Origin of the sequence: Pseudomonas sp. CG7, assembly GCF_023701885.1 — a bacterium.
GTDB classification, from domain to species: domain Bacteria; phylum Pseudomonadota; class Gammaproteobacteria; order Pseudomonadales; family Pseudomonadaceae; genus Aquipseudomonas; species Aquipseudomonas zanjanensis.
Window position 1 is genome coordinate 1 of record NZ_JABAEE010000013.1, and the last position, 25,742, is coordinate 25,742.

General features: G+C 62.6%; 26 protein-coding genes. 17 read left to right on the forward strand and 9 right to left on the reverse strand.

The window, feature by feature from the left end:
• Positions 1-599: 599 nt before the first annotated feature.
• The 6 genes from HGO40_RS07600 to HGO40_RS07625 all read right to left on the reverse strand — a co-directional run bounded on the left by HGO40_RS07600 (position 600) and on the right by HGO40_RS07625 (position 5,398).
• Positions 600-869, reverse strand: coding sequence for a DUF3613 domain-containing protein (locus HGO40_RS07600; RefSeq protein ID WP_186707169.1), 270 nt, complete (start codon positions 867-869; stop codon positions 600-602).
• A 22-nt stretch (positions 870-891) separates the two neighbouring features.
• Complete coding sequence (locus HGO40_RS07605; protein WP_250962522.1) at positions 892-1,605, reverse strand: tetratricopeptide repeat protein; 714 nt, start codon at positions 1,603-1,605, stop codon at positions 892-894.
• Positions 1,606-1,661: 56 nt separating this feature from the next.
• Complete coding sequence (locus tag HGO40_RS07610; protein WP_250962523.1) at positions 1,662-2,885, reverse strand: type II and III secretion system protein family protein; 1,224 nt, start codon at positions 2,883-2,885, stop codon at positions 1,662-1,664.
• Positions 2,886-3,297: 412 nt separating this feature from the next.
• Positions 3,298-3,936 carry a LysE family translocator gene (locus HGO40_RS07615; protein WP_250962524.1) on the reverse strand — a complete coding sequence of 213 codons (639 nt, stop codon included), beginning with the start codon at positions 3,934-3,936 and terminating at the stop codon, positions 3,298-3,300.
• Position 3,937: 1 nt separating this feature from the next.
• Positions 3,938-4,708, reverse strand: coding sequence for a 2OG-Fe(II) oxygenase (locus tag HGO40_RS07620; protein ID WP_250962525.1), 771 nt, complete (start codon positions 4,706-4,708; stop codon positions 3,938-3,940).
• A 63-nt stretch (positions 4,709-4,771) separates the two neighbouring features.
• Positions 4,772-5,398 (reverse strand): alanyl-tRNA editing protein, encoded by a 627-nt coding sequence (locus tag HGO40_RS07625; RefSeq protein ID WP_250962526.1) that lies wholly within the window; start codon positions 5,396-5,398, stop codon positions 4,772-4,774.
• A gap of 91 nt (positions 5,399-5,489) precedes the next feature.
• Between HGO40_RS07625 and HGO40_RS07630 the strand changes: the two genes are divergently transcribed.
• A complete protein-coding gene (locus HGO40_RS07630) occupies positions 5,490-6,488 on the forward strand; it encodes a LysR family transcriptional regulator (protein ID WP_250962527.1) in 999 nt (332 codons plus the stop codon).
• A 185-nt stretch (positions 6,489-6,673) separates the two neighbouring features.
• On the opposite strand, the gene HGO40_RS07635 is transcribed toward HGO40_RS07630, so the two are convergent.
• Positions 6,674-7,081: a PA2817 family protein gene (locus HGO40_RS07635; protein WP_186707174.1), complete on the reverse strand. Its 408-nt coding sequence runs from the start codon at positions 7,079-7,081 to the stop codon at positions 6,674-6,676.
• A gap of 103 nt (positions 7,082-7,184) precedes the next feature.
• Complete coding sequence (locus tag HGO40_RS07640) at positions 7,185-9,632, reverse strand: acyl-CoA dehydrogenase (protein WP_250962528.1); 2,448 nt, start codon at positions 9,630-9,632, stop codon at positions 7,185-7,187.
• Between the two features lie 419 nt (positions 9,633-10,051).
• On the opposite strand from HGO40_RS07640, the gene HGO40_RS07645 reads away from it, so the two are divergent.
• The 4 genes from HGO40_RS07645 (at position 10,052) to HGO40_RS07660 (ending at position 13,230) form a co-directional block, all read left to right on the forward strand.
• Entirely contained in the window at positions 10,052-10,711 is a 660-nt protein-coding gene (locus HGO40_RS07645; RefSeq protein ID WP_250962529.1) for a transglutaminase-like domain-containing protein, read from the forward strand.
• A 44-nt stretch (positions 10,712-10,755) separates the two neighbouring features.
• Positions 10,756-11,379 carry a glutathione S-transferase family protein gene (locus tag HGO40_RS07650; RefSeq protein ID WP_250962530.1) on the forward strand — a complete coding sequence of 208 codons (624 nt, stop codon included), beginning with the start codon at positions 10,756-10,758 and terminating at the stop codon, positions 11,377-11,379.
• A gap of 136 nt (positions 11,380-11,515) precedes the next feature.
• Complete coding sequence (locus HGO40_RS07655; RefSeq protein ID WP_186707178.1) at positions 11,516-12,448, forward strand: ABC transporter ATP-binding protein; 933 nt, start codon at positions 11,516-11,518, stop codon at positions 12,446-12,448.
• A 2-nt stretch (positions 12,449-12,450) separates the two neighbouring features.
• On the forward strand, positions 12,451-13,230 hold the full coding sequence (locus HGO40_RS07660; protein ID WP_250962593.1) for an ABC transporter permease: 780 nt from the start codon (positions 12,451-12,453) through the stop codon (positions 13,228-13,230).
• A gap of 200 nt (positions 13,231-13,430) precedes the next feature.
• Here HGO40_RS07660 and HGO40_RS07665 read toward each other — a convergent pair whose 3' ends face one another.
• Entirely contained in the window at positions 13,431-13,946 is a 516-nt protein-coding gene (locus HGO40_RS07665) for a DUF2062 domain-containing protein (protein ID WP_046063671.1), read from the reverse strand.
• Positions 13,947-14,091: 145 nt separating this feature from the next.
• Between HGO40_RS07665 and HGO40_RS07670 the strand changes: the two genes are divergently transcribed.
• From HGO40_RS07670 to HGO40_RS07725, 12 genes are all read left to right on the forward strand, one after another.
• On the forward strand, positions 14,092-16,338 hold the full coding sequence (locus tag HGO40_RS07670; protein WP_250962531.1) for a DNA internalization-related competence protein ComEC/Rec2: 2,247 nt from the start codon (positions 14,092-14,094) through the stop codon (positions 16,336-16,338).
• 95 nt (positions 16,339-16,433) lie between these two features.
• The gene (gene pocA / locus HGO40_RS07675; protein ID WP_024616893.1) at positions 16,434-17,069 is read left to right on the forward strand and encodes a flagellar polar localization protein PocA; all 636 of its coding nucleotides are present in this window, start codon (positions 16,434-16,436) and stop codon (positions 17,067-17,069) included.
• Positions 17,066-17,494 carry a flagellar polar localization protein PocB gene (gene pocB, locus HGO40_RS07680; RefSeq protein WP_250962532.1) on the forward strand — a complete coding sequence of 143 codons (429 nt, stop codon included), beginning with the start codon at positions 17,066-17,068 and terminating at the stop codon, positions 17,492-17,494. Before pocA ends, pocB begins: the two co-directional genes overlap by 4 nt.
• Positions 17,494-18,504 carry a tetraacyldisaccharide 4'-kinase gene (gene lpxK / locus HGO40_RS07685; RefSeq protein ID WP_250962533.1) on the forward strand — a complete coding sequence of 337 codons (1,011 nt, stop codon included), beginning with the start codon at positions 17,494-17,496 and terminating at the stop codon, positions 18,502-18,504. The genes pocB and lpxK overlap by 1 nt, the downstream gene beginning before the upstream one ends.
• A gap of 23 nt (positions 18,505-18,527) precedes the next feature.
• Positions 18,528-18,713 (forward strand): Trm112 family protein, encoded by a 186-nt coding sequence (locus HGO40_RS07690; protein ID WP_250962534.1) that lies wholly within the window; start codon positions 18,528-18,530, stop codon positions 18,711-18,713.
• Positions 18,710-19,474, forward strand: a complete 765-nt coding sequence (gene kdsB, locus HGO40_RS07695; RefSeq protein ID WP_186707182.1) for a 3-deoxy-manno-octulosonate cytidylyltransferase — start codon at positions 18,710-18,712, stop codon at positions 19,472-19,474. The genes HGO40_RS07690 and kdsB overlap by 4 nt, the downstream gene beginning before the upstream one ends.
• The gene (locus HGO40_RS07700; RefSeq protein ID WP_250962535.1) at positions 19,474-19,938 is read left to right on the forward strand and encodes a low molecular weight protein-tyrosine-phosphatase; all 465 of its coding nucleotides are present in this window, start codon (positions 19,474-19,476) and stop codon (positions 19,936-19,938) included. Before kdsB ends, HGO40_RS07700 begins: the two co-directional genes overlap by 1 nt.
• Positions 19,935-20,954 (forward strand): UDP-N-acetylmuramate dehydrogenase, encoded by a 1,020-nt coding sequence (gene murB, locus HGO40_RS07705; RefSeq protein WP_250962536.1) that lies wholly within the window; start codon positions 19,935-19,937, stop codon positions 20,952-20,954. The genes HGO40_RS07700 and murB overlap by 4 nt, the downstream gene beginning before the upstream one ends.
• A 266-nt stretch (positions 20,955-21,220) precedes the next feature.
• Entirely contained in the window at positions 21,221-21,691 is a 471-nt protein-coding gene (locus HGO40_RS07710) for a (2Fe-2S)-binding protein (protein WP_250962537.1), read from the forward strand.
• Positions 21,688-24,003, forward strand: coding sequence for a xanthine dehydrogenase family protein molybdopterin-binding subunit (locus HGO40_RS07715; protein WP_250962538.1), 2,316 nt, complete (start codon positions 21,688-21,690; stop codon positions 24,001-24,003). Before HGO40_RS07710 ends, HGO40_RS07715 begins: the two co-directional genes overlap by 4 nt.
• On the forward strand, positions 24,003-24,974 hold the full coding sequence (locus HGO40_RS07720; protein WP_250962539.1) for an XdhC family protein: 972 nt from the start codon (positions 24,003-24,005) through the stop codon (positions 24,972-24,974). The genes HGO40_RS07715 and HGO40_RS07720 overlap by 1 nt, the downstream gene beginning before the upstream one ends.
• Before the next feature lie 20 nt (positions 24,975-24,994).
• Positions 24,995-25,585: a nucleotidyltransferase family protein gene (locus HGO40_RS07725; protein ID WP_250962540.1), complete on the forward strand. Its 591-nt coding sequence runs from the start codon at positions 24,995-24,997 to the stop codon at positions 25,583-25,585.
• The last annotated feature ends 157 nt before the right edge of the window (positions 25,586-25,742 follow it).

The following is a 25,742-nucleotide window of genomic DNA, read 5'->3' on the forward strand; positions in this document are numbered from 1 at the left end:
CGCTCTGCTGAAAGGGCAAAGCGAATACCAACCAAAAGCGGCTTGAGGGCTTCCCCTCAACCATAGAATCTCCCACAGGTGATCTTGGGTGTTCATGAGGCTTGTGTTCACCACCGGTTTTTCTGACACCCGCCTGCTGATCATTCCAATCGAAACCCCGCACCTGTGGCGAGGGAGCTTGCTCCCGCTGGGCTGTGCAGCGGCCCCGGCTTTTTGAGGCGGCTCTGCACCATTGTGGGAGCGAGCTTGCTCGCGATAGCGGTGGGTCAGTCAGTGAAGTGTTGAATGGCAGTCCGCCTTCGCGAGCAAGCTCGCTCCCACAGGTGATCTTGGGTGTTCATGAGGCTTGTGTTCACCACCGGTTTTTCTGACACCCGCCTGCTGATCATTCCAATCGAAACCCCGCACCTGTGGCGAGGGAGCTTGCTCCCGCTGGGCTGCGCAGCGGCCCCGGCTTCTTGCGGCGGTTCTGCACCATTGTAGGAGCGGGCCTGTGGTCTGCCGGCCGCTCAAGCTAAAAGACCGCAGCCCTCGGCAGTCCCTGCATCGGATCAAATGCAGGAACTGTCGAAGGCTGCGGTGTTCGTTTCCAGCGTGTTTCATTTGCCGCTGGTAATTTCTCCTGCCGAGTCCTGGTCAAAGAACTCCGGGATCGGATAGTTGAAGCTGTTGAGCCAACGCTGCATGGCCATCTCACGTTCGGCGGCCGAGGCGGTTTGCAGGTGGGTGGACGCCGCCACGCCGCGAATCTGCAGTTGCATCCAGCTCTCGGTGCCTTGCTGAGCGGCCGAGGAGGGGCCTGGCTCAATGGCCCAGGCGGCGGTGGACAGGCCCACCATGCACACGATCATCAATTGTTTGGTCATCATTTCTTGAACTCCTCGTAACGCTCTACTTGACCGCGCCGGTTGAAGCATCGACAACTTCGGTCAGGCGGTTGGCGGGTGACGTCACTGCCTGAGGGGCCGAGCCCCTGATTTTTTCCGCACGGGCCTGGGCATCTGCCACTTGCCGGGGACTGAGCTTGGCCATGTTGGCGAGCTCGGCAGCCTGCTTCCAGTTGTCCTGGTAAATCAGCAGGGTCACCATGTTGATCGCGGCCAGCGTGTCGGACTGCTGGAGCTCCATGGCGGTCATGAACTCGAAGCGGGCTTCTGAAATGCGCCGCTGGTTGAGGTAGACCACCCCCAGGTCATTGCGGATCTTGCCCTCGGTCGGGGCCATTTTCGCGGCGCGTTCGAGGTATTGTGTCGCGGCCGCATTGTCCTGTTTGGCCGCCGCCAGCTGACCCAGGCCATGTTCACCGTCAGCGGCCAGGCACGTCCCCTGCAGGCTTTTATACAGCGGTTCGGCCTCGTTGCGGCCCATCAGCCGCAGCACCCGAGCCTTGCGCAGGCGGACCTGGACCAAGTCTTCGGGCAAGCGTTCGAGGTTTGCCAGGCTGGCGTATAGACGGCCCTCGTTGGCCATGTCTTCCGCCATGTTCAGGGCCAACTCCTGGTCGGCCCCGGGCTTGGCACAATCGGCCGAGCGTGAAGCCACCACACCGTTGCTGGCGCAGCCGGCAAGCATCAAGGCCGCCGTTAAAGCGATCACTGTTTTCATGGAATACCCCTTGGCGAGCCGTTGGACATCGAACGCCTTGCACATCAGGCGCCGGCTCATTGGGAAAGCCCGCTGCGGTTGTCAAACTCGCCACTTTCAAGGAAGTACATGCGATAGAAGTTCGGGTCGTAATTGCGCAATTGCTCGCCGGGCAAGCTCGGCAGTTGCGCGTTGGCTGCCAAGGGTTGGACCAGGTGTGGGGTGACGATCATCAGCAGTTCGCGTTCTTCGCGGTTGATGGAATTGTCACGAAAGAACGCGCCGAGAATCGGCACGTCGCCCAGCCCTGGAAACTTGTTCACCTGGGAGCTGTTACGGGTGCTGATCAGGCCGCTGATGACAAAACTTTCGCCATCGGCCAGGGCGATGCTGGTATCGGTGCGGCGTACCGTGAGGGCGGGTACCAATGTCCCGGCGATGTTCACGGCGTTGGTGAAGTCCAGCTCACTGACCTCCGGCGCCACCTTCAAGACGATGCGATTCTTGCCGATGACGGTGGGGGTCAGGGTCAGGCGGATGCCGAACTCCTTGTACTCGATGGACACGTTGTCGCTGCCGGCACTGGGCACCGGGATCGGCACTTCGCCGCCGGCCAGGAAACTCGCACTCTGCCCGCTGAGGGCCACCAGGCTGGGCCGCGCCAGTGTGTAGGCGAAACCGCTGCCTTCCAGGGCGTTGATCATCAACAGGGTCTTACCGGTGGCGAACGACAGGTTGAACATGTCGTTATTGACCGGCAATGAAGGCCGGACCACACCGCCGATGGTGGGCAAGGTCCTTGGCGAACCGAACAGGAAATTGCCGCGGGTGCCGAAAATCGAGGTCGAGGCTTCCTTGAGCTTGGTCCGGCTGACTTCCACGAAACGGATGTCGGTCTGTACCTGGGCGAGCAGCATCGGGTCTTCGGAAGGCATGCTCGCAGCGCTCGTCAGCGCCTCAGTGGCCCGGCCTCTGACAAAGACCATGCTCTGGCGCGGTATTTTCGAACAGTCGGTCCAGACCATCAGGCTGGTGGCGCCGGGCGCCAGGCCCGTGAGAATGAAGGCATCGCTGCCACTGGGTTGCACATCGGCGATTTTCGGGTCGCCGACGGCCAGTTTCGTCACGGGGGCAAGGATGCGCAGTTCGCTCTGGAGCCCTTGGCCAACCTCGAAGGTCGCCGGCAAGCTGTCCAGTTGCGAACAGTTTGCCGTTGCGGCCTGAGCCGCCTCCAGGCCAAGACTCATCCAGAACAGGCCGTGAATGAAATGTTTTAAAACGGGTGCGGTGCGCTGGGTCATGAAGTGATCCTCGATGGAGAGGCCTTCCCTAGGCTTGCCTGATGCCTCGGATCACTTAAGAGGCCCGGGCTGCCCCTTTTCATCTCGCCAGCTTATTTAGTCAATGCCGGCGTCAGACCTCGTCGCTACCAGCAACGGGCGCATTACACCGGCCCGACTGAACGACAGGCAGCTTGCGAACAACCTTTCTGAGCCCCGGGATCTCCGGGATTGTCGAGGGCAGTGACGGTATCGATCAGGGCGTTTGAGGCACTTTTTACCGACCCCGTCCTCGCTTGTGTTTGACGGTAGTTCAAGCATGGCAAAGCGCCACGCCTCGGGACAAAAAAATGACTAAAAGCTGACGGGTGGGAAAGGCAGACAAAATTCGCGTCAATAATCTGTCTTTTCTTGCGGTTTTCGGTTGACGTATTCACATGGAAAGGATCAGCCGGCCGGCAAACAGAATCAGTACGACTCCCATGGTCCGCTCGAACCAATGGCCCATGCGCAGGAATACCTCCCGCACCTTTGCGCTGGAAAAAAACAGCGCCACGACGACGAACCACAGTGCGTTCACCAAGCACATCCAGACCCCATACAATGCCTGGATTTGCAGCGGCGTCGTCGCGCTGATCAACGTGGTGAAAATCGCCAGGAAGAACAGCGTGGCCTTGGGGTTGGTGGCGTTGGTCAGGAAGCCGGTGACAAAAGCTTTAAAGGGCGTTTGTCGGGCGATGGCCTGTTCGTTGTCCTGCTGGTTTTCAAGGGAGGACTTGGGTTGGCTGCGCAGCAGGCTGATGCCCAAGTAGATAATGTATGCTCCGCCCACGATCTTGGCCGCCGTCAGCAACCACGCGGTGGTATGCATCAGCGCACCGACGCCGAGCAAGGTGTAGAGGACATGCACCGAAATGCCAGCACCTATGCCCAGTGCCGTGCAGATCCCGACCCAGCGACCGAAGCGAACGCTCTGGCGAATCGTCACGGCGAAATCCGGACCGGGCGCGACCACCGCGAGAAAGTGGAGGGTAGCCAGGGTCAGAAATTCGCCAAGGTAGTTGGATAGCATTTCAACTCCAAAAGGTCAGGGGCGAGGAATCGCCGCGATAACCGACAAAAAACGAAAGGCTCAGGCGTGGGGCGGCCACACCGGGGCTGACCGAATGCATGTATCGCGAGTTGAACATGATGAAGTCGCCGGGTTGCGGTCGTACTTCCAGGGTCGGGCGGCCGAGCAGGGCGGGGTCTATGCCGTAGCTGTCGCCGCGCATTTCATCGAACAGCTCTGGGGAGACGTGCTTATCCCATATCTGCAGTGCGCCGCCTTCGGAGGGCATGTTGAGATAGAGGTTGCAGGCGAACTGGGCTTGCAGGCTGTGGGCCTGGAAACTGTCGGGCGCGTCCTTGGCGAAAATATCGTGATGGGCCAGGAAACACACGCCGGGTTTCACTACACGAGACAGGCCTACGTACATCTTTCGGCCGTAAAGGCTTTCCAGGTGCGCCCCTGCTGGCCAGGTTTCGTCGAGCATGCAGCGCAAGGTGTCGACTGGCGAGGAATACGGTGCACAACGGTTGCGCAGCTCGACGATATTGCGACCGGCCTGGCGGAAGTAGTCTTCCATCAGTGGTGGCTGATTCTCGGCCTCATAGAAAGCCATGCCGATGCGCCCGATGCTGGGGGCGTTGATATAACCTTCGAAACCGGGGGCAAGGATCTTGTTACCAATTTCAATGGCCAATGATTCCGACAGAAAGTTTTTCAAGCGCACAGCGAGCACTTCGCCATCTATCAATTTCTTGATACACCACTGATCGAGGTGCTCAACATCAAGCATCATGAGACAGGTCCGTCTGAATAGGGGGAGGGGCTTGCGAGCAATTCCTGGCCGCAAGGCTGAATATCAGGCCACGTGGTAGTGAACTGACAACATTCCTTTCTTTTGTGAAAGCGAGGCGATGGTGACGGCTCCCAGCTCTTGCAGCCGCCTGACATGGGTGCCGCCGCAGCCATAAGCCGCCAGCTCACCGAAGCCGACTTCCCGGGTGCCTTGGCGAAGTGCGATCAGGCGCGGCAGGTCCGCGGCGATCCATACATCGATGCCCTGTTGGATGATCGATACATCCAGCTCCTCAAAGTGTTCGCCGGGCTGGAACTGTACGCGGCTTTCTCCGGGCCAGTGGTGGGCCTTGATCGGCTTCCAGCCACGGCTTTCGGCGAAATGCCCGATCAGATGCCCGGCCGAGTGCAGGCGTGAATTGAGCAACCGCCGCTGTTCATCCACGCGGATCGCGACCATGCCCGGGGCTATCGGACGGTCGACGTAATGAATGATCTGCTGCCCGTCCTGAATGACGCGCATGACCTGGCTTTCACCTATCCAGCCAGTGTCGCAAGGCTGGCCGCCGCCCTGGGGGTGGAACAGGGTGGCGCGCAGCACCACGGCATATTCATTCTCCTGGGGGCTGCATTCCAGGACTTCCACGTTGGCCTTGAGGTCATCGCTGTGGAAAAAGAGGCGAAGCGTCATGGTCCATACCCACATCCAGAAATTGTGACGGGATTATAGGTAGCGTGTAAAAGGGTGATAATCCGTTCGAATTTCAAAGGACTGTTGCGCCATGAGCACAAATCTACCGTTGCCGTTGCTTGCCGAAATGGCCATCTTCGTCAAGGTCGTGGAGACCGGCAGTTTTTCCGAAGCGGCCCGTCAATCAGGCTCATCGCCGTCGGCCATCAGCCGCAGCATTTCCCGCCTGGAGAAAGCCCTGGCGACCCGAAAGTTGCAGCGCACCACCCGCAAGTTGCGTTTGAGCGATGGCGGGGAAGAGGTGTTCAAGCGCTGCCAGGAAATGGTCGCCGCCGCTCGGGCGGTGATGGAAATCAGCGGCCAGTTCACCCAGGAAGCGCAAGGACGTATCCGCGTCAGTGTGCCCATGGCAGTGGGGCGTTTCGTGATTCATCCGCACATGCCTGAATTCTTGCGCCGTTATCCCAAGGTCGATGTGGAGCTGTTCCTGGAAGATCGACAGGTTGACTTGATCGATGATCATGTCGACCTGGCCATCCGGATTACCGATCAACCGCCGGCCGGGCTGGTGGGGCGCCAATTGCTGACCATTGACCACTTGCTCTGCGCCACGCCGCAATACCTGGCGGAACACGGTGTTCCCATGCATCCCCACGATCTGCTGGAGCACAGCTGCGTTTACCTGGGAGAAACCCCGAACGATGCGCGCTGGAAATTCAAGAAGGGCAGCAAGGCCGTCACCGTAGCCGTGCGCGGACGCTATGCGGCCAATCACACGGGCGTGCGGTTGGGGGCGGTTTTGCAGCACATCGGCATCGGTAGCCTGCCGTATTTTACCGCCCGACATGCCTTGGAACAGGGGTTGATCGTGCAGGTGCTGGCTGACTGGACGTTCCTGGCTTCCTACCACGGTGGCTTGTGGTTGCTGCATTCGCCGACCCGCTACCTGCCGCCGAAGCTGCGGGTGTTCATTGATTATCTGGTGGAGTGCCTCGCGAAGGAGCCGACCTTGAACAAAGTGGGCACAGGGAGTCGGTCCGGCAAGGTCGCGGCGCACTATGAGTTGCCGGAGAGTGATGGGTTGTTCTGACGGGCGCCATCGCGAGCAAGCTCGCTCCTACACTGGTTGCGTTGATCATAGGAGTTCATGTCCGCTACAGCCCCCTGTGGGAGCGAGCTTGCTCGCGATGAGGCCCGTCCAGGCAACACACTTTGCCCAGACAAAAAAAGGCCCGCAGGGTTAACCGTGCGGGCCTTTTGCATGACGGGTCGTTATCAGTGCTTGCTGTCCTGGTCCGACATCGCCAGCAATTGCTTTTCCTGGTTCCAGTCGAAAGGCTCGTCGTTCTGCTCGGCTTCGAAACGACGCTCTTCCAGGGCTTGGTACAGGGCGATTTCTTCGTCGGGCATGTAGTGCAGGCAGTCACCGGCGAAGTACCAGAGCAGGTCGCGAGGCACCAGGTGGGCGATCTGTGGATAACGGACGATTACCTGGCACAGCAGGTCCTGACCCAGGTACTGGCTTTCGATCGGGTCGACGGGCAGTTGCGCGCGCAATTCGTCGAAGCGCTCCAGGAACAAGGCGTGGCTTTCTTCGGGCACCTGTTCGGCCTCACCCACGGCGACCAGGATGCTGCGCAAATGGTCAAGCAAGATAAGGTGATCGGCAACGATGTTGGACACGAGATAAGTCCTCAAGAGCAAAACGGGCGCAGGAGTATAAAGCCCTTGCGCCCGCTTTTGTAGGTAAAGAGCTATAGCTGGCGAGCGTACCTGGCCGCCAGCGTCAACGGACCTTGTCCTGCGCCAGTGTCAGCTCATCCTTATCGAAATCATCCACATCGATGACCTTGCGCCGCGCCGCCTCGGCCGCGCGCAAGGTCTGCGCTTCGCCGGCTTGCAGCACACCGGCTTCCAGCGCCGCATCGATGAGGGGTTCGCCTGGTGCGGGGTTGAGCTGGCCCTGCTTGAGCGCTCCGTGCAGTTTCTTGTGCAGCGGATGGGCGGCCGCCAGCAGATCGGCGGCGTGTTGCAGGGCGCCCACCGGGTCGTCGGTCGATTGCGGACGATAGCAACCTCGCAACAACTCTTCGAGGGTCGGGTCACCCTTGGGTCGGCCAATGACCGCGGCCACCTCGGCGTCGAGCCTGTCGCTCGGGCCTTTGTGACGACGACCGAAGGGGAACACCACCAGGCGCAACAAGCAACCCAGCACCCGGTTCGGAAAGTTGCCCAGCAGTTCGTCCAGCGCGCGTTCCGCCTGGCCGAGGCTTTCCTCCATGGCCCAGTTGAACAGCGGCGCCATGTGCTCCGGCGAATCGAGGTCGTGATAACGCTTGAGCGCGGCGGACGCCAGGTACAGGTTGCTCAAGACATCGCCCAAGCGGGCCGACAGGCGTTCGCGGCGTTTGAGCTCGCCGCCCAGCAGCATCATGCTCAGGTCTGCCAGAAGGGCGAATGCCGCTGCCTGGCGGTTGAGGGCGCGAAAATAACCCTGGCTCAAGGCATTGCCGGGTGCTCTCTCGAAATGCCCCAGGCCCAAGTTGAGCACCAGGGTGCTGGCGGCGTTGCTGACTGCGAAACCGATGTGCTTGAGCAACAAGGCATCGAACTCGACCAGTGCCTGGTCCTTGTCTTCACGGGTCGCCAAGGCCATTTCCTTGAGCACGAACGGATGGCAGCGAATGGCGCCCTGGCCGAAGATCATCAGGTTGCGCGACAGAATGTTCGCGCCTTCGACCGTGATGAAGATCGGCGCACCTTGCCAACTGCGACCCAGGTAATTGTTCGGGCCCATGATGATGCCCTTGCCACCATGCACGTCCATGGCGTGGCTGATGCACTCGCGACCGCGTTCGGTCAGGTGGTACTTGAGAATGGCCGACAGCACCGAGGGTTTTTCCCCCAGGTCCACCGCGTTGGCGGTCAGCATGCGTGCCGCATCCATCATCCAGGCATTGCCGCCGATGCGCGCCATGGCTTCCTGGATGCCTTCGAATGCCGACAACGGTACGTTGAACTGCTCGCGCACCTGGGCGTACTGGCCCGTTACCAGGCTGGTGAACTTCGCTGCACCGGTGCCCACCGCCGGCAGGGAAATCGAGCGTCCGACCGACAGGCAGTTCATCAGCATCATCCAGCCCTTGCCGAGCATGGCCTGGCCACCAATCAGGAAGTCCAGCGGGATGAACACGTCCTTGCCCCAGTTCGGCCCGTTCATGAACGCGGCGCCGAGGGGCAGGTGACGGCGGCCGATGTGCACACCAGGGGTGTCGGTGGGAATCAAGGCGAGGCTGATGCCCAGGTCCTCTTCGTCACCCAGCAGGTGGTCGGGGTCATACGCCTTGAATGCCAGGCCCAAGAGGGTGGCCACCGGGCCGAGGGTGATGTAGCGCTTTTCCCAGTTCAGGCGCAGGCCGAGGGTTTCCTGGCCCTCCCATTCACCCTTGCAGATGATGCCGGTGTCGGGCATGGCTCCGGCGTCGGAGCCGGCCAGCGGCCCGGTCAGGGCGAAGCAGGGAATATCGTCGCCACGGGCCAGTCGCGGCAGGTAGTGGTCGCGTTGTTCGTCGGTGCCGTAGTGCAGCAGCAGTTCCGCCGGGCCGAGGGAGTTGGGGACCATGACGGTGGAGGCCAGGTCGCCGCTGCGGGTGGCCAGTTTCATCGCCACCTGGGAGTGGGCATAGGCGGAGAAACCCTTGCCACCATATTCCTTGGGGATGATTAGCGCGAAGAACCCGTGCTCCTTGATATGGGCCCAGGCTTCAGGTGGCAGGTCCATGGCTTGGCCGATCTGCCAGTCGCTGACCATCGCGCAGAGTGCTTCGGTGGGGCCGTCGAGGAACGCCTGCTCTTCCTCGGTCAGTCGCACCTTGGGGTAAGACAGCAACAAGTCCCAGTCCGGGCGGCCGCTGAACAGTTCGCCGTCCCACCACACCGTACCGGCATCGATGGCGTCGCGCTCGGTCTCGGACATGGGCGGCAGGGTTTTCTGGAACCAGTCGAACATCGGCGCACTGAAATATTTGCGGCGCAGGTCCGGTAGCAGCAGCGGGGCCGCGACAGCCGCGAGCGCCACCCAGAGGATCAGCAGCAGCCAGCCGGGCGCATGGCTGAAAATGCCCATGGCCAACAGGTAGACCGCGACGATACCCAGCGCGGGCAGCGGGTCGGTGCGCCGATGCGCCAGCCAGGCGATCCCGACGACCAAGACCAGTATCCACAACAACAGCATATGTAATCCTCCGTGAACCAAGGCAAAACCGACCTTCAGAGCTTAGACGGCATCTGCAAAACCGGCGGTCAGCGCGATGTGATTGATTTCGTGGGAAACCCTGGGTTCATTGCGCCAGTCTGGTTGGCAAGAGCCGTGGGAATTCGTTCGATATCAAAGTGAGAAAACGCCATTGTTTGGCCGGAATGCCGTTATCGCTGGGCTGGGGCTGTGGATAGACTCGTGTTTTCCCGATGCCAATACACCAACCCTTGTGGTGAAGACACTTACTGTGGCGAGGGCGCTTGCTCCCGCTCGGTTGCGCAGCAACCGTAAAAGCTGGGGGCAGCTCACTACGCATCCCAGCGGGAGCAAGCTCCCTCGCCACAAGGATCGGGTTCGGCATACCAGCGGTGATTTTCCCAAGAGGTCTTCCTTTTATGCAGCAATACCTGAACCCCAGCCGCTTCACCGACAGCGACCACCCCGCGGTCATCGACTTCGCCGAAACCCACCGCGGCGCCGATCGCGACCCGCTGGCCCAGGCGGTCAGCCTGTATTACGCCGTGCGCGAGGCGGTGCGCTACAACCCCTACACCTTCAGCCGTGACCCGGAGACCCTGCGGGGCAGTTACGCGTTGATGGCCGGCGAAAGCTATTGCGTGCCCAAGGCCACCTTGCTGGCCGGCTGTGCCCGGCATTGCGGCATCCCGGCGCGTATTGGCCTGGCGGACGTCCGTAATCACCTGTCTACGCCGCGCCTGCTGGAATTGCTCAGGAGCGACGTGTATGCCATGCACGGTTATACCGAGCTGTACCTGAACGACCGCTGGGTCAAGGCCACGCCGGCTTTCAACCAGGGGTTGTGCGAGTTGTTCGATGTGGCCCCGCTGGAGTTCGACGGTCGCCACGACAGCGTCTTCCACCCGTTCAATCGGCAAGGGGCGAAGCTGATGGAGTACGTCACCGAGCACGGCCAGTTCGCCGATGTGCCCGAGGCCTTCTTCTTCGAACACCTGGAAAAATGCTATCCGCACCTGTTCGGCGAGCAGGTGCCGCTCTTGCTCGGCGACATGCAGGGCGATTTGAGTCGCGCCTGATCCGGCGTATGCTGCTGCGGCATTTATCCATCGAGGACGCCGTGATGCTGAAGATATGGGGCCGGAAAAATTCATCGAATGTGCGCAAGGCGTTGTGGTGCGCAGAAGAGTTGGGGCTGGCCTACGAGGCCATCGATGCCGGCGGGGCATTCGGTGTGGTGGACACGCCCGAGTACCGTGCGAAAAACCCCAACGGCCGCGTGCCGATGATCGAAGACGACGGCTTCGTACTTTGGGAATCCAACACCATCGTGCGCTACCTGGCGGCGCGCCATGCGTCGGGCTCGGCCTGGTATCCGGCTGACGTGCAGGCACGGGCCCAGGCTGAGAAGTGGATGGACTGGACCACATCCAGCTTTGCCGCACCGTTTCGCACGGTGTTCTGGGGCGTCTTGCGTACCCCGGCCGAACAACAGGACTGGGCGGCCATCGATGCGGCGATCCAGGAATGTGACGACTTGCTGGCGATGGTCGAGCAGACCTTGAGCGAGCAACCTTACCTGTCGGGTGATGAAATCGGCATGGGCGACATTCCCCTGGGCAGTTTCATTTATGCCTGGTTCGAGATGCCCATCCAGCGCGCCGAGCGGCCTGGTGTGCAGGCCTGGTACGCGCGGTTGCAGGAGCGTACGGCCTACCGCAAGGCCGTCATGACCGCGTTGACTTAATACTTACTATCGACACACTTGACTGTACTTGTGCGGCGACGCCAAGCACCATTGCCTTCGTGCGCCGTGGTTGTATTGCTCGCCGCCCGCCCTTATCTATTCTTTTCTTCCCTCCCTTCTTGGTGCGTAATCCGATATGAGTTCCGCTCTGTCCATCCGGCAGTTAACCAAAACCTACGGCAACGGTTTCCAGGCCCTGAGTGGTATCGATCTGGATGTCGCCGAAGGTGATTTCTTCGCCTTGCTCGGCCCTAACGGTGCCGGCAAATCCACCACCATCGGCATTCTTTCCACCCTGGTGAACAAGACCAGCGGCACGGTGAATGTCTTTGGTCACGACCTGGATCGCGAGCCCGCCGCCCTCAAGCGTTGCATCGGCGTGGTGCCCCAGGAGTTCAATTTCAACCAGTTCGAAAAGACCTTCGACATCGTCGTGACCCAGGCCGGTTACTACGGCATCCCGCCGAAGATCGCCAACGAGCGCGCCGAGCAGTACCTGACCCAACTGGGCCTGTGGGACAAGCGTGACGTGCCGTCCCGCTCGCTGTCCGGCGGCATGAAACGTCGACTGATGATCGCCCGCGCGTTGGTGCATGAGCCGCGCCTGCTGATCCTCGACGAGCCGACCGCTGGCGTGGACATCGAGCTGCGTCGTTCGATGTGGAGCTTCCTGACCGAGCTGAACCAGAAAGGCATCACCATCATCCTCACCACCCACTATCTGGAAGAGGCTGAGCAGTTGTGCCGCAACATCGGCATCATCGACCACGGCACCATTGTCGAGAACACCAGCATGCGCCAGTTGCTCAGCCAACTGCATGTGGAGACCTTCCTGCTGGACCTGAAAGGCGACCTGGCGACCGCGCCCCAGCTCATCGGTTATCCGGCTCGCCTGGTGGACAGCCACACCCTGGAAGTGCAAGTGGACAAAGCCGCGGGCATCACAGGCTTGTTCACCCAACTGGCCCTGCAAAACATTGAAGTGCTGAGCTTGCGCAACAAAACCAATCGCCTCGAGGAGTTGTTCGTGTCCCTGGTGGAGAAAAATCTGGCGAAGGTGGCGGTATGAGCATGAGTTCCGAACTGCGCCCCAACCTCATCGCCCTCAATACCATCGTCTACCGTGAAGTCCGCCGCTTCATGCGGATCTGGCCGCAGACGCTGCTGCCGCCGGCCATCACCATGGTCCTGTACTTCGTGATCTTCGGTAACCTGATCGGCCGGCAGATCGGCGACATGGGTGGCTTCACGTACATGGACTACATCGTGCCGGGGCTGATCATGATGTCGGTGATCACCAACTCCTACGGCAACGTCGTATCGAGCTTCTTCGGCAGCAAGTTCCAGCGCTCGATCGAAGAGTTGATGGTGTCGCCGGTGTCGCCCCATACGATCCTCGTTGGCTACACCTTGGGCGGCGTGCTGCGCGGCCTGGCGGTGGGCCTGATCGTGACGCTGCTGTCGTTGTTCTTCACCGATCTGCAGGTGCATCACTTGGGGGTGACGGTCTTGGTGGTGGTGCTCACGGCCACGATCTTTTCGCTGCTGGGTTTCATCAATGCCGTGTTTGCGCGCAACTTCGATGACATCTCCATCATCCCGACGTTCGTGCTCACGCCGCTGACCTACCTGGGCGGGGTGTTCTACTCGATCTCCCTGCTGCCGCCGTTCTGGCAGACCGTGTCCCTGGCCAACCCGGTGCTGCACATGGTCAACGCCTTTCGCTACGGCATCCTCGGTGTGTCGGACATCAAGATCAGCATCGCCATCTCCTTCATGCTGGTGGCGACCGTGGTGCTCTACATCGGTTGCGCGCGGTTGCTGGTCAGCGGGCGCGGGATGCGGACCTGACCCCGATCTCCCCTGTGGGAGGGCACAAGATTTGTGTTCACTAGAGATCCAGTGTGGGAGCGAGCTTGCTCGCGATGGCGGCGGTACATCCAACACCGATGCAAGCTGACCCACCGCTTTCGCGAGCAAGCTCGCTCCCACAGGGGGGCAGTCAATGCACCACAAAAAAGGCCTCCATTCCCAGGAGGCCTTTGTGCATCTCACATCCGGCTTTTCTTGCGCCGCCGCCACTGCCGCGCCACCCACCAGCGCCAATAACTCATGGTGACGAAGTAGGCCAGGGCGCCGAGCACCAGGCCGGTCACCACCGAGCCCAGCAGGAACGGTTGCCACAAGGTGGACAACTGGCCGCTGATCCATTCCCAGGTCAGTTCTTCGGGCAGCGTCCGGGCGGGTACGTCCATCAGCCAGGCGCCGGTCTGGTAGGTGCAGAAAAACACCGCCGGCATGGTGATCGGGTTGGTCAGCCACACCAGGCTCACCGCAATCGGCATATTGCCGCGCACCGTAACGGCCAGCGCCGCGGCCAGCAACATCTGCAACGGGATCGGCAGGAACGCGGCGAACAGGCCAACGGCCATCGCCCGGGCCACTGAGTGCCGATTGAGGTGCCAAAGATTGGGATCGTGCAGCAGGGTACCGAGAAAACGTAAGGACTTATGTTCCCGAATGCTTTCTGGGTCTGGCATGTAACGTTTGAATAGGCGCCGGGGCATAAGGCTTCTCGGTCGGTTCAACGCAATTAAAGCCGCAAGTATGTCTGGATTCTACGGCTGGCAGATTCAGACTTTGTGACAATTGATAACGCCAGCGGTGCCGCGAACCGTCTATGCCTGAAGGGGGCACTCTCAAGGACGGGTTATGCGCACAGGATTAGTCGCGCTTGCACTGGGGCTGGTGGCCCCGATTTTTTTACCGGCACTGCCGCCGTTGTGGCTGGTTGCAGCCATGCCGCTGCTGGCGTTGATGGTGTTGCCGTTTCGAACCTACCCGCTGGGTTTTTTCCTGTTCGGGCTGGCCTGGGCCTGCCTGTCGGCGCAGGGGGCGCGGGACGACCGGTTCCCCGCTACCCTGGACGGAGAAACACGCTGGGTCGAAGGGCGCGTCGTCGGTTTGCCGCAACAGGGCGACGGCGTGGTGCGCTTCGAACTGGCCGCTGTCCAATCACGTCGTACCCGGATACCGAACACGCTGCGCCTCGCCTGGTTTGGTGGCCCGCCCATCAACAGCGGCGAACGCTGGCGATTGGCAGTGAAGCTCAAGCGACCCGCCGGGTTGCTGAACCCGCACGGCTTCGATTATGCCGCCTGGTTGTTGAGCCGGGGTATCGGCGCGACCGGGACGATCAAGCAAGGGCGTCTCCTGCAAGCGGCCCGGGGCGCCTGGCGTGACGAGGTGCGCCAGGCGCTGGCACAGGTCGATGCCTACGGCCGCTCCGGTGCGCTGGCGGCATTGGTCCTGGGTGACGGTGGCGGGCTGAGTCGCGAGGATTGGCAGGTGTTGCAGGACACCGGCACCGTTCATTTGCTGGTAATTTCCGGGCAACACATCGGCCTGCTTGCCGGCCGGGTGTACCTGCTGGTGGCCGGCGCGGCGCGTTATGGCCTTTGGCCGGCGGGGCTCGCGTGGTTGCCTTGGGCCTGTGCGCTGGCCTTTTGCGCCGCCCTGGGCTACGGCTTGCTCGCCGGGTTCGAGGTGCCGGTGCGACGGGCCTGCGCGATGATCGGCCTGGTGTTGTTGTGGCGCTTGCGCTTCAAGCAGCCTGATCCCTGGTGGGCTTGGCTACTGGCCTTCGCCGGGGTGCTGGTGTTCGACCCGCTCGCCAGCCTGCGGCCGGGATTTTGGTTGTCGTTCGCGGCCGTCGCCATCTTGATGTTCACCTTTGGTGCTCGCCTGGGGCCCTGGCGCTGGTGGCAAACCTGGACCCGAGCCCAGTGGCTGGTTGCGCTCGGCCTGTGTCCGCTGCTGTTGATCGTGGGCTTGCCGGTCAGCCTCAGCGGACCGCTGGTGAACTTGATCGCGGTGCCGTGGATCAGCCTGCTGGTCTTGCCGCCGGCGCTGCTCGGCACGGCGTTGTTGCCGGTGCCGCTCATCGGTGAAGGGCTGCTGTGGATCGCCGGCGGTTTACTCGATCTGCTGTTCAGGGGGCTGGCGGTGGTGGCCGGGCGAGTGCCCGCCTGGGTGCCGGTTGCGGTCCCGTCCTGGGCCTTGGGTATCGCCGCCCTGGGGGCTTTTTTGCTGCTATTGCCCAAAGGGGTGCCGCTGCGCTTGCTGGGGTGGCCGATGGTCTTGCTGATGGTGTTCCCGCCGCGAGAGAACCTGCCGCCAGGGCACGCCGAGGTCTGGCAACTGGACGTCGGCCAAGGACTGGCGGTGCTGGTACGCACCCGGCATCACACCTTGCTTTACGACGCCGGGCCGCGTTTTGGCGAGGCCGATGTGGGCGAACGTGTCGTGCTGCCGACCTTGCGTAAACTCGGCGTGCATGGCTTGGACCTGATGCTCCTCAGCCATGCAGACGCCGATCATGCCGGCGGCGCCCGCGCCGTGCGCAAGGGACTGCCGACGATGGAAGTGATCAGTGGCGATCCCGACGCGCTGCCTGAGCAATTGCAGGCTGGGCCTTGCGACAGCGGCAGGCGTTGGGAGTGGGATGGCGTCGGGGTCGAGCTGTGGCGGTGGGCCTCTGCCGTCGAAAGCAACCAGAAGTCCTGCGTGCTGCTGGTGGAGGCCGGCGGCGAACGCCTGCTGCTGACCGGCGATATCGACACCCACGCCGAGCGCGCCCTGCTCGACGAAGCCTTGGCGCTGCCGATCCAGTGGCTGGCCGCGCCTCATCACGGCAGCCGCAGCTCGTCGTCGATGGCCTTGCTGTCGCGCCTCAAGCCGCATTCGGTGCTGATCTCCCGAGGGCAGGGCAACGCGTTCGGTCATCCCCATCCCCAAGTGATGGCCCGGTACCGCCGCTCGGGCCTGGCGATTTACGACAGCGCCGAGCAGGGTGCCATTCGTCTGCAACTGGGCGCGTTCGAGTTGCCGCGCACCGAGGCCGGGCACCGACGCTACTGGCGCGATCCGCCCGGCGTCGGGCCACCGCGGCAACATTGATCCAGGGCAATCGGCGGATGCGCTTATCGGCGGAGCGGGTCTGCAAGGCGAGTCTGTGTGATAAAGTGGCGCACTTTTTCGAGGGGGCAGTCACTGTGTGGGAATTGGTCAAATCCGGCGGCTGGATGATGTTGCCGATCATTCTGAGTTCCATCGCGGCACTGGGTATCGTTGCCGAACGCCTGTGGACCCTGCGGGCCAGCCGCGTGACGCCGGAGCATCTGCTCGGGCAGGTCTGGGTCTGGATCAAGGACAAGCAGCTGAACAAGGACAAGCTCAAGGAGCTGCGGGCCAGTTCGCCGCTGGGGGAAGTCCTCGCGGCTGGCCTGGCGAACTCCAAGCATGGTCGCGAGATCATGAAGGAGTGCATCGAGGAGGCCGCCGCCCGGGTCATCCATGAACTGGAGCGCTACATCAATACCCTGGGCACCATCGCCGCCATGTCCCCGCTGCTGGGCCTGCTGGGTACGGTGTTGGGCATGATCGACATCTTCAGCGCATTTACCGGTTCCGGCATGACCACCAACGCCGCAGTACTGGCGGGGGGGATTTCCAAGGCCCTGATCACCACCGCCGCTGGCCTGATGGTCGGTATTCCGGCGGTGTTCTTCCATCGATTCCTGCAACGCCGCGTCGACGAGTTGGTGGTGGGCATGGAGCAGGAAGCCATCAAGCTGGTCGAGGTGGTGCAGGGTGATCGTGACGTGGACCTGGCTGGGGGCAAGAAGTGAAATTCCGCCGCAAGCCCCGGGAAAACATCGAGATCAACCTTGCGTCGCTGATCGACGTGGTGTTCATCCTGCTGCTGTTTTTCGTCGTGACCACCACGTTCACCCGGGAAACCCAGCTCAAGGTTGAATTGCCGGAAGCCGTCAGCGGCTCGCCGGCCGAAGACCAGCAACTCAAGAACCTGGAAGTCACTATCAGCGCCGAAGGGGCGTTTTCGGTGAACAACCAATTGCTGCCCAAGAGCGACCTGGCGAGCCTGATCGAGGCCTTGCAGAAAGAGTCTGGCGGCGACACCAGCCTGCCGCTGTCCATCAGCGCCGACGGCAAGACCCCTCATCAATCGGTGATCACCGCCATGGACGCGGCCGGCAAGCTTGGTTTCAGCCATCTGCGCATGACCACGGTCGAGGCGGCTCCGGCACCCTGATGGCCATGTCCGATCGATTGCTTGCCGCGTGGTATGACGGTCACCCGGCCCTGACCCTGCTGCGCCCACTGGAGTGGTTGTACCGGCGGGTGGTGGTGGGCAAGCGCGAGCGTTTCCTGGCAGGTGAAGGCCTGATCTCCCAGCCGCCCGTGCCGTTGGTGGTGGTGGGCAATATCACTGTTGGGGGCACCGGCAAGACGCCGTTGATCCTGTGGCTGATCCAGCACTGCCAGCGCAGTGGCCTGCGGGTCGGGGTGGTCAGCCGGGGCTATGGTGCCAAGCCGCCGCAACTGCCGTGGCGGGTCGCGGCCGAGCAGGGCGCCGATGTCGCGGGGGACGAGCCGCTGTTGATCGTCCAGCGCACGGGCGTGCCGCTGATGATCGACCCCGATCGCAGTCGCGCGGTCCAGGCGCTGCTGGAGAGCGAACCGCTGGACCTGATCCTGTCCGACGATGGCATGCAGCATTATCGATTGGCCCGGGACCTTGAGCTGGTGCTGATCGACAGCGCCCGCGGCCTCGGCAACCGACGTTGCCTGCCCGCCGGGCCATTGCGCGAGCCAGTGGAGCGCCTGCAATCGGTCGACGCCGTGCTGTACAACGGTGCCAGTGCCGACCGCGAAGACGGCTTCGCCTTCCAACTGCGTCCCACCGAACTGGTGAACCTGGCGAGCGGCGAGCGCCGTCCCCTCGACCATTTTCCATCCGGCCAGGCCTTGCACGCCGTGGCCGGCATCGGCAATCCCCAGCGTTTCTTCAAGACCCTCGAAACGCTACACTGGCGGCCCATACCGCACGGGTTTGCCGACCATGCGGAATACAGCGCCCAGGCCTTGAATTTCACGCCATCCCTGCCGGTGGTCATGACGGAAAAAGACGCGGTCAAATGCCGTGCCTTCGCCGCGCCCGCCTGGTGGTACCTGGCGGTGGATGCCGTGCCGTCGCCGGCCTTCGCGGCCTGGTTCGATACGCAGTTGATGCGCCTGTTGCCGGATCGGCTCTTGCCTTAACACCTTTTACCCAAGGGAATTCCATGGACACCAAACTGCTCGATATTCTGGCCTGCCCGGTCTGCAAAGGCCCGCTCAAGCTCAGCGCCGACAAGACCGAACTGATCAGCAAGGGCGCCGGCCTGGCTTACCCGCTTCGCGACGGCATCCCGGTGATGCTCGAAAGCGAAGCCCGTACCCTGACCACCGACGAGCGCCTGGATAAATGACTACCGCCTTTACCGTTGTCATTCCGTCGCGCTTTGCCTCGACGCGCCTGCCCGGCAAGCCGCTGCTGTCGATTGCCGGCAAGCCGATGATCCAGCATGTCTGGGAACAGGCCTGCAAAAGCAACGCCCAGCGCGTCGTGGTGGCGACTGACGATGCGCGCATCGTCGAGGCCTGCAAGGGCTTTGGCGCCGAGGTCGTACTGACGCGCGAAGACCATAATTCCGGCACCGATCGCCTGGCGGAAGTCGCGGCGAAGCTTGGTCTGGCCGCCGACGCGATCGTCGTCAATGTGCAAGGTGACGAGCCGTTGATCCCGCCGAGCGTGATCGATCAGGTCGCCGCCAACCTCGCGGCCCACACCGAAGCGCGCATGGCCACCCTGGCCGAGCCGATCGAGGATGTGCAGACCTTGTTCAACCCCAACGTGGTCAAGGTGGTCAGCGACCTCAATGGCCTGGCATTGACCTTCAGCCGTGCGACGTTGCCCTGGGCGCGGGATGCCTTCGCCCAAGACCGCGACGTGCTGCCAGAAGGCGTGCCGTACCGCCGTCACATCGGCATTTACGCCTACCGCGCCGGTTTCCTCCAGGACTTCGTCACCTGGGGCCCGTGCTGGCTGGAAAACACTGAAGCGCTGGAACAACTGCGGGCCTTGTGGCATGGCGTGCGGATCCATGTCGCCGATGCGTTGATCGCCCCGCCGACCGGTGTCGACACCGCCGAAGACCTCGAGCGCGTTCGTCGCCTGCTGGAGGCCTGATGCGGGTCCTGTTCGTCTGCCTCGGCAATATCTGCCGCTCGCCCACCGCCGAAGGCATCTTGCGCCACAAGCTGCGCGAGGCCGGGCTGGCCGGGCAGGTGGAAGTCGCTTCCGCCGGCACCGGTGACTGGCATGTCGGCAAGGCCCCGGACAAGCGCAGCCAGGCCGCCGCCCTGCGGCGTGGCTACGACTTGTCGGCCCAGCGCGCGCAACAAGTGACGCGCGCCGACTTTGCCGCCTACGACCTGCTCCTGGCGATGGACAGCAGCAACCTGCGCAACCTCCAGGCCCTGCAACCGGCGAAGGGCAGGGCCGAGCTGGATCTGTTCCTGCGGCGCTACGAAGCCGAACTCGACGATGTGCCGGACCCGTACTACGACGGCGAGCAGGGCTTCGAGCAGGTGCTGGACTTGATCGAGCGCGCCACGGATCGCCTGGTGATCGAATTGAAGGGGCGGTTATGACCTTGCAGGTGCGGGCGGGCGTCAGCCTCAAGCCCTTCAACAGTTTTGGCGTGGACGTCAGCGCCCGCTTGTTCGCCGAAGCCCACAGCGACGCCGATGTACGCCAGGCGCTGGACTACGCCAGCGAGCATGTCGTACCGTTGCTGGTGATCGGCGGCGGCAGCAACCTGCTGCTGACCGGCGACATCGACGCCTTGGTGGTGCGCATGGCCAGCCAGGGGATCCGCCTGCTCAGCGATGACGGCGAGCGGGTGGTGGTCGAGGCCGAAGCCGGGGAACCCTGGCATCCCTTCGTCCAGCACACGCTGGCGCAAGGCTGGTCGGGCCTGGAAAACCTCAGCCTGATTCCCGGTACTGTAGGCGCGGCACCGATGCAAAACATCGGCGCCTACGGTGTGGAGATCAAGGATGTCTTCGCTGGCCTCACCGCGCTGGATCGCCAGACCGGCGAATTGCACGAGTTCACCCTCGAAGAATGCCGTTTCGCCTACCGTGACAGCCTGTTCAAGCAACAGGCCGGGCGCTGGTTGATCCTGCGGGTGCGTTTCGCCCTCAGTCGCGCTGCGCACTTGCACTTGGAGTATGGCCCGGTCCGCCAGCGATTGACCGAGCAGGGCATCGATCAGCCGACGCCGACGGATGTGAGCCGGGCCATTTGCAGCATCCGCAGCGAAAAACTCCCCGACCCGGCCGTGCTGGGCAATGCCGGCAGCTTCTTCAAGAACCCGCTGGTGCCGGCCGCGCACGTGACGCATCTCAAGCAGCAATACCCCGACCTGGTGGCTTATCCACAGCCTGGCGGGCAGAAGAAAATCGCTGCTGGCTGGCTGATCGAACGGGCCGGCTGGAAGGGTTTTCGCGAGGGCGATGCCGGGGTGCACAAGTTGCAGGCGTTGGTGCTGGTCAACTACGGCAACGCTACCGGCCCGCAATTGTTGGACCTGGCCCTGCGCATCCAGAAAGACATTGCCGAATGTTTCCAGGTCGAGCTGGAAATGGAACCCAATCGGTACTGAGCGGCCTTCTCGCAATCGCCTGAAAAAACGCCCTGCACACCCTGCGCACGATCATTTGTGCAGGATTGTGCAGGGCGTTTTGCTTGATCCTGGGTTAATTTAGCCTCCTGACGATGCGACCATCGCATCCAAAAGGCCCGATGCAGACGCCTGCGTGCGCTTGCATAAGAGAGCCTGATCAGCCTGAGCCAGTCTGCGCGAACCGAACCGCTAACCCAGCGGCAGATTGCTCGACCCCATCATTCGATCACTGTGCGGGCGTGCCCATGATTACCCTGAAACTCAATGGAAAAGACCATCAACTGGATGTGACCGAGGACATGCCGCTGCTGTGGGCTATCCGGGATGTGGCCGGTTACAACGGCACCAAATTCGGCTGCGGCATGGGCCTGTGCGGCGCCTGCACCATCCACATCGACGGTGCCCCGGCGCGCAGCTGCATCACGCCGATCGGCTCGGTGAAAGGGCAGCCCATCAGCACCATCGACGGGCTTCACGCCGATCCGGTCGGGCAAGTCGTCCAGAAGGCCTGGCTCGATACCGCTGTGGCCCAATGTGGTTACTGCCAGGGCGGGCAGATCATGTCCGCCACGGCGCTGCTCAAGACCAACCCCAACCCGAGCGATGAGCAGATCGAGGAAGCCATGGTCGGCAACCTCTGCCGTTGCGGCACCTACAACCGGATCAAGACCGCGATCCGCCAAGCCTCCACTCACCTGAAGGAGGCCAAGGCATGAGCCGCTTGCCCGATGATTTCGTGCTGAGCAACCTCAGCCGTCGTGGTTTCCTCAAGGGCGCGAGCGCCACCGGTGTGCTGGTGCTGGCGGCCACGTGGGGCCTGCCGGATGCCTTTGCCGAAGAGAAGAAATTCGGCGCCGAGGGCATGCCCCATGGCGCGGTCGACGATCCCAAGGTCTATGTGAGCATTGCCGCCGATGGCAGCGTGACCGTGATCTGCAACCGTTCGGAAATGGGCCAGGGCGTGCGCACCAGCCTGAGCATGGTCGTGGCCGATGAGCTGGAGGCCGACTGGGCACTCGTCAAGGTCAAGCAAGCGCCGGCCGATGAAGCGCGTTTCGGCAACCAGGACACTGACGGCTCGCGCAGCATGCGTCACTGGTACGAGCCGATGCGCCGTTGCGGGGCCGCCGCCCGGACCATGCTGGAACTGGCCGCCGCTGCGCAGTGGAAGGTGCCAGTAGGCGAATGCCGTGCCCAGCTGCATAAAGTGGTGCACCAGCCTTCGGGGCGCGAACTGGGCTATGGCGAGTTGGCCGCTGCCGCGAGCGCCTTGCCGGTGCCGGCCCGTGACAGCTTGCGTCTCAAACAACCCTCCGAGTTCCGCTATATCGGCAAGGAAGCGAGCCGGGCCATCGATGGCGCGGACATCGTCAACGGTCGCGCAGTCTTCGGGGCTGACGTGCATTTCGAGGGCATGCTCTATGCCGTCATCGCGCGTCCGCCGGTCTATGGCGGCAAGGTCAAGAGCGTGGACAGCAGCGCGGCGTTGAAGGGGCCGGGCGTGGTCAAGGTGGTGTCGATTGAAGGGCGACCGCTGCCCTCGGAGTTCCAGCCGTTGGGCGGTGTGGCGGTGGTGGCGAAGAACACCTGGGCGGCGATCAAGGGCCGCGAGGCCCTGAAGATCCAGTGGGACGACGGCCCGAATGCCGGCTACGACTCCATTGCCTATCGCAAGGAGTTGGAAGCGGCGGCCCTCAAGCCGGGAAAAGTCGTGCGCAGCAGCGGCGACCTCGACGATGCGCTGGCCAAGGCTGATTCGACATGGGAGGCATCGTATTACTTGCCGCACCTGTCGCAATCGCCTATGGAGCCGATGGTTGCCGTCGCTCGGTTCAAGGATGGCCAATGCGAGGCCTGGGCACCGAGCCAGGCGCCGCAGGTCACTCGTGAACGCGTCGCTGAACGCCTGGGCATTCCTTTCGAGAAGGTCACGGTGAATATCACCTTGTTGGGCGGCGGTTTCGGACGCAAGTCGAAACCCGATTTTGTCGTCGAAGCGGCGGTGCTCGCCAAGGAATTTCCCGGCCAGGCCGTACGCGTGCAGTGGACCCGTGAGGACGATATTCACCACTCGTATTTCCACACCGTGTCGGCCGAATACCTGAAGGCTGGCTTGAACAAGGACGGCATGCCTTCCGGTTGGCTGCATCGCACGGTGGCCCCGACCATCACCGCATTGTTTGCACCGGGCATGACCCACGAGGCGCCGTTCGAAGTGGGCATGGGCGTGACCAACATGGCCTACGCCATTCCCAACCTGCGCCTGGAAAACCCCGAGGCGGTGGCCCACACCCGGGTGGGCTGGTACCGCTCGGTGTCGAACATTCCCCATGGTTTTGCGATCCAGAGCTTCATTGACGAGTTGGCCCACAAGGCCGGCCAGGATCCGCTGAAGTACCACCTCAAGCTGCTGGGCCCGGACCGCAATATCGATCCGAATAGCCTCAATGACAGTTGGAACTACGGCGAATCCCCCGCGCGTTATCCGATCGATACGGCGCGAATCCGCACGGTGCTGGAAACCGCTGCGAAGGCGGCCGGTTGGGGGCGCGAGTTGCCCAAGGGCCGAGGGTTGGGGCTGGCGGTGCATTACAGCTTCGTCACCTACGTGGCGGCGGCGATTGAAGTCGAGGTCAAGGATGACGGCACGGTGATCGTGCACAAGGCGGACATCGCCGTGGACTGCGGTCCGCAGATCAACCCCGAACGCATCCGCTCACAGTTCGAAGGCGCCTGTGTCATGGGCCTGGGCAATGCGATGGTGGGCGAGATCAGCTTCAAGGACGGCAAGGTGCAGCAGGACAACTTCCATATGTATGAAATCGCGCGCATGTCCCTGGCGCCCAAGGAAGTGGCGGTGCATCTGGTCACGCCGCCGGGCGAGGTGCCGTTGGGCGGTGTCGGCGAGCCGGGCGTGCCGCCGATTGCGCCAGCCTTGTGCAACGCGATCTTCGCCGCCACGGGCAAGCGTATCCGTAACCTGCCTGTGCGCTATCAGCTGCAAGGCTGGCAACAGGCCAAGGCCTGATGGACAGCGTCGATCTGAATGTCTTGCGCAGCGTGCTTGAATGGCGTCGCGCCGGGCAGCGGGTGGTGTTGTTCACCGTGGTCCAGACCTGGGGCACCGCGCCCAGGCCGCCGGGGGCGATGCTGGCGCTGCGTGAAGATGGCGTGGTGATTGGTTCGGTGTCGGGCGGTTGTGTCGAGGATGACCTGATCGCCCGGTTGCACGACGGCCGCATTCCGGCGGACGGTCCGCCGGTGCAACTGATCACCTATGGCGGTACTCGCGAAGAGGCGGCGCGCTTCGGCCTGCCGTGCGGTGGCACGCTGCGCCTGACCGAAGAGCGGGTGGGCGATCCGCATTGGGTCGCCCAGTTGCTGGAGCGTTGCGAGGCCCATGATATCGTTGCCCGTGAGCTGACCGTCGCCAGCGGCAACGTGGTCTTGACCCCGGCCAGCAAGACCGACGCTTTGATGTTCGATGGGCAGGTGTTGCGGGCCATTTACGGCCCGCGTTGGCGGCTGCTGCTGATCGGGGCCGGACAGCTGTCGCGCTACGTGGCGGAAATGGCCCGGCTGCTGGATTTCGAGGTGCTGATCTGCGATCCGCGCAAGGAGTTCGTCTACGGTTGGGAGGAGCAGCATGGGCGCTTCGTCTCCGGCATGCCCGACGAAGCCGTGCTGAGCATCCAGACCGACGAGCGCACGGCCATTGTGGCCTTGACCCATGACCCACGTCTGGACGACATGGCGCTGCTCACGGCGCTGGACTCCAAGGCTTTTTATGTCGGCGCCCTGGGTTCGCGGGTCAACAGCCAGAAGCGCCGGGACAACCTGGCTCAGCTAGGCTTGTCAGCAGAGGCCATTGGACGCTTGCATGGACCGATTGGCTTGCACATCGGCAGTCACACCCCGGCGGAAATCGCCTTGTCGTTGCTGGCGGAAATCGTGGCCATCAAGAATGGCGTGGAGTTGCGGCAGAAAAAGCCGTTGTAAGCCGTGGGCAAGGAGTACGTATGGGCGAGTCGATTGGCGTGATCATCCTGGCAGCGGGAGCGGGTAGCCGTTTCCGCCGGATTGCAGGTCCCGACAAGGATAAATTGCTCGCCGATTGCACCGGGCGTGACGGCGCCGTGCGGTCGGTGATCGAGCAGGTGCTGGTGAATCTGCCGGCCTCCCTGGAAAAGCGTGTGTTGGTGACGAGCAAGGACCGGCCACAAGCCATACGCATGGCCCAGGCCTATGGCTGCGATTTCGTGGAGCTGGACTCCCCCGGCCTGGGTGACAGCATCGCCGCGGGTGTCCAGGCCTGCCCTGATCTTGATGGCTGGCTGATAGTGCTGGGCGATATGCCCTTCATCTTGCCGTCGAGCATCGAGCAGGTGGCGGCGGGGATTCATGAGGATGGGATCAGCGTGCCGGTCCTGGCAGGGGAGTACGGGCATCCGGTGGGATTTGGTCGTGGGTTTGGGCCGAAATTGATGGCGTTGACTGGAGATCGTGGCGCCAAGGCATTGTTTGCCGGGGCGCAGGTGGTCGAAGTACCGGTGGACGATCCAGGCGTGACGTGGGATGTCGATGTGCCAGAGGCCCTGACCTTCAAATGACAGGCGACGCAAAACCCTTTGGGAGCAAGCTCGCGATGGCTGAGGGTCAATTTGCAGTGATGGTGGATACCCACAAGGTATCTGGGAGCAGCACGGTCCTGTGGCGAGGGAGCTTGCTCCCGCTGGGTCGCGCAGCGGCCCCCAGAAAGCGATGAGC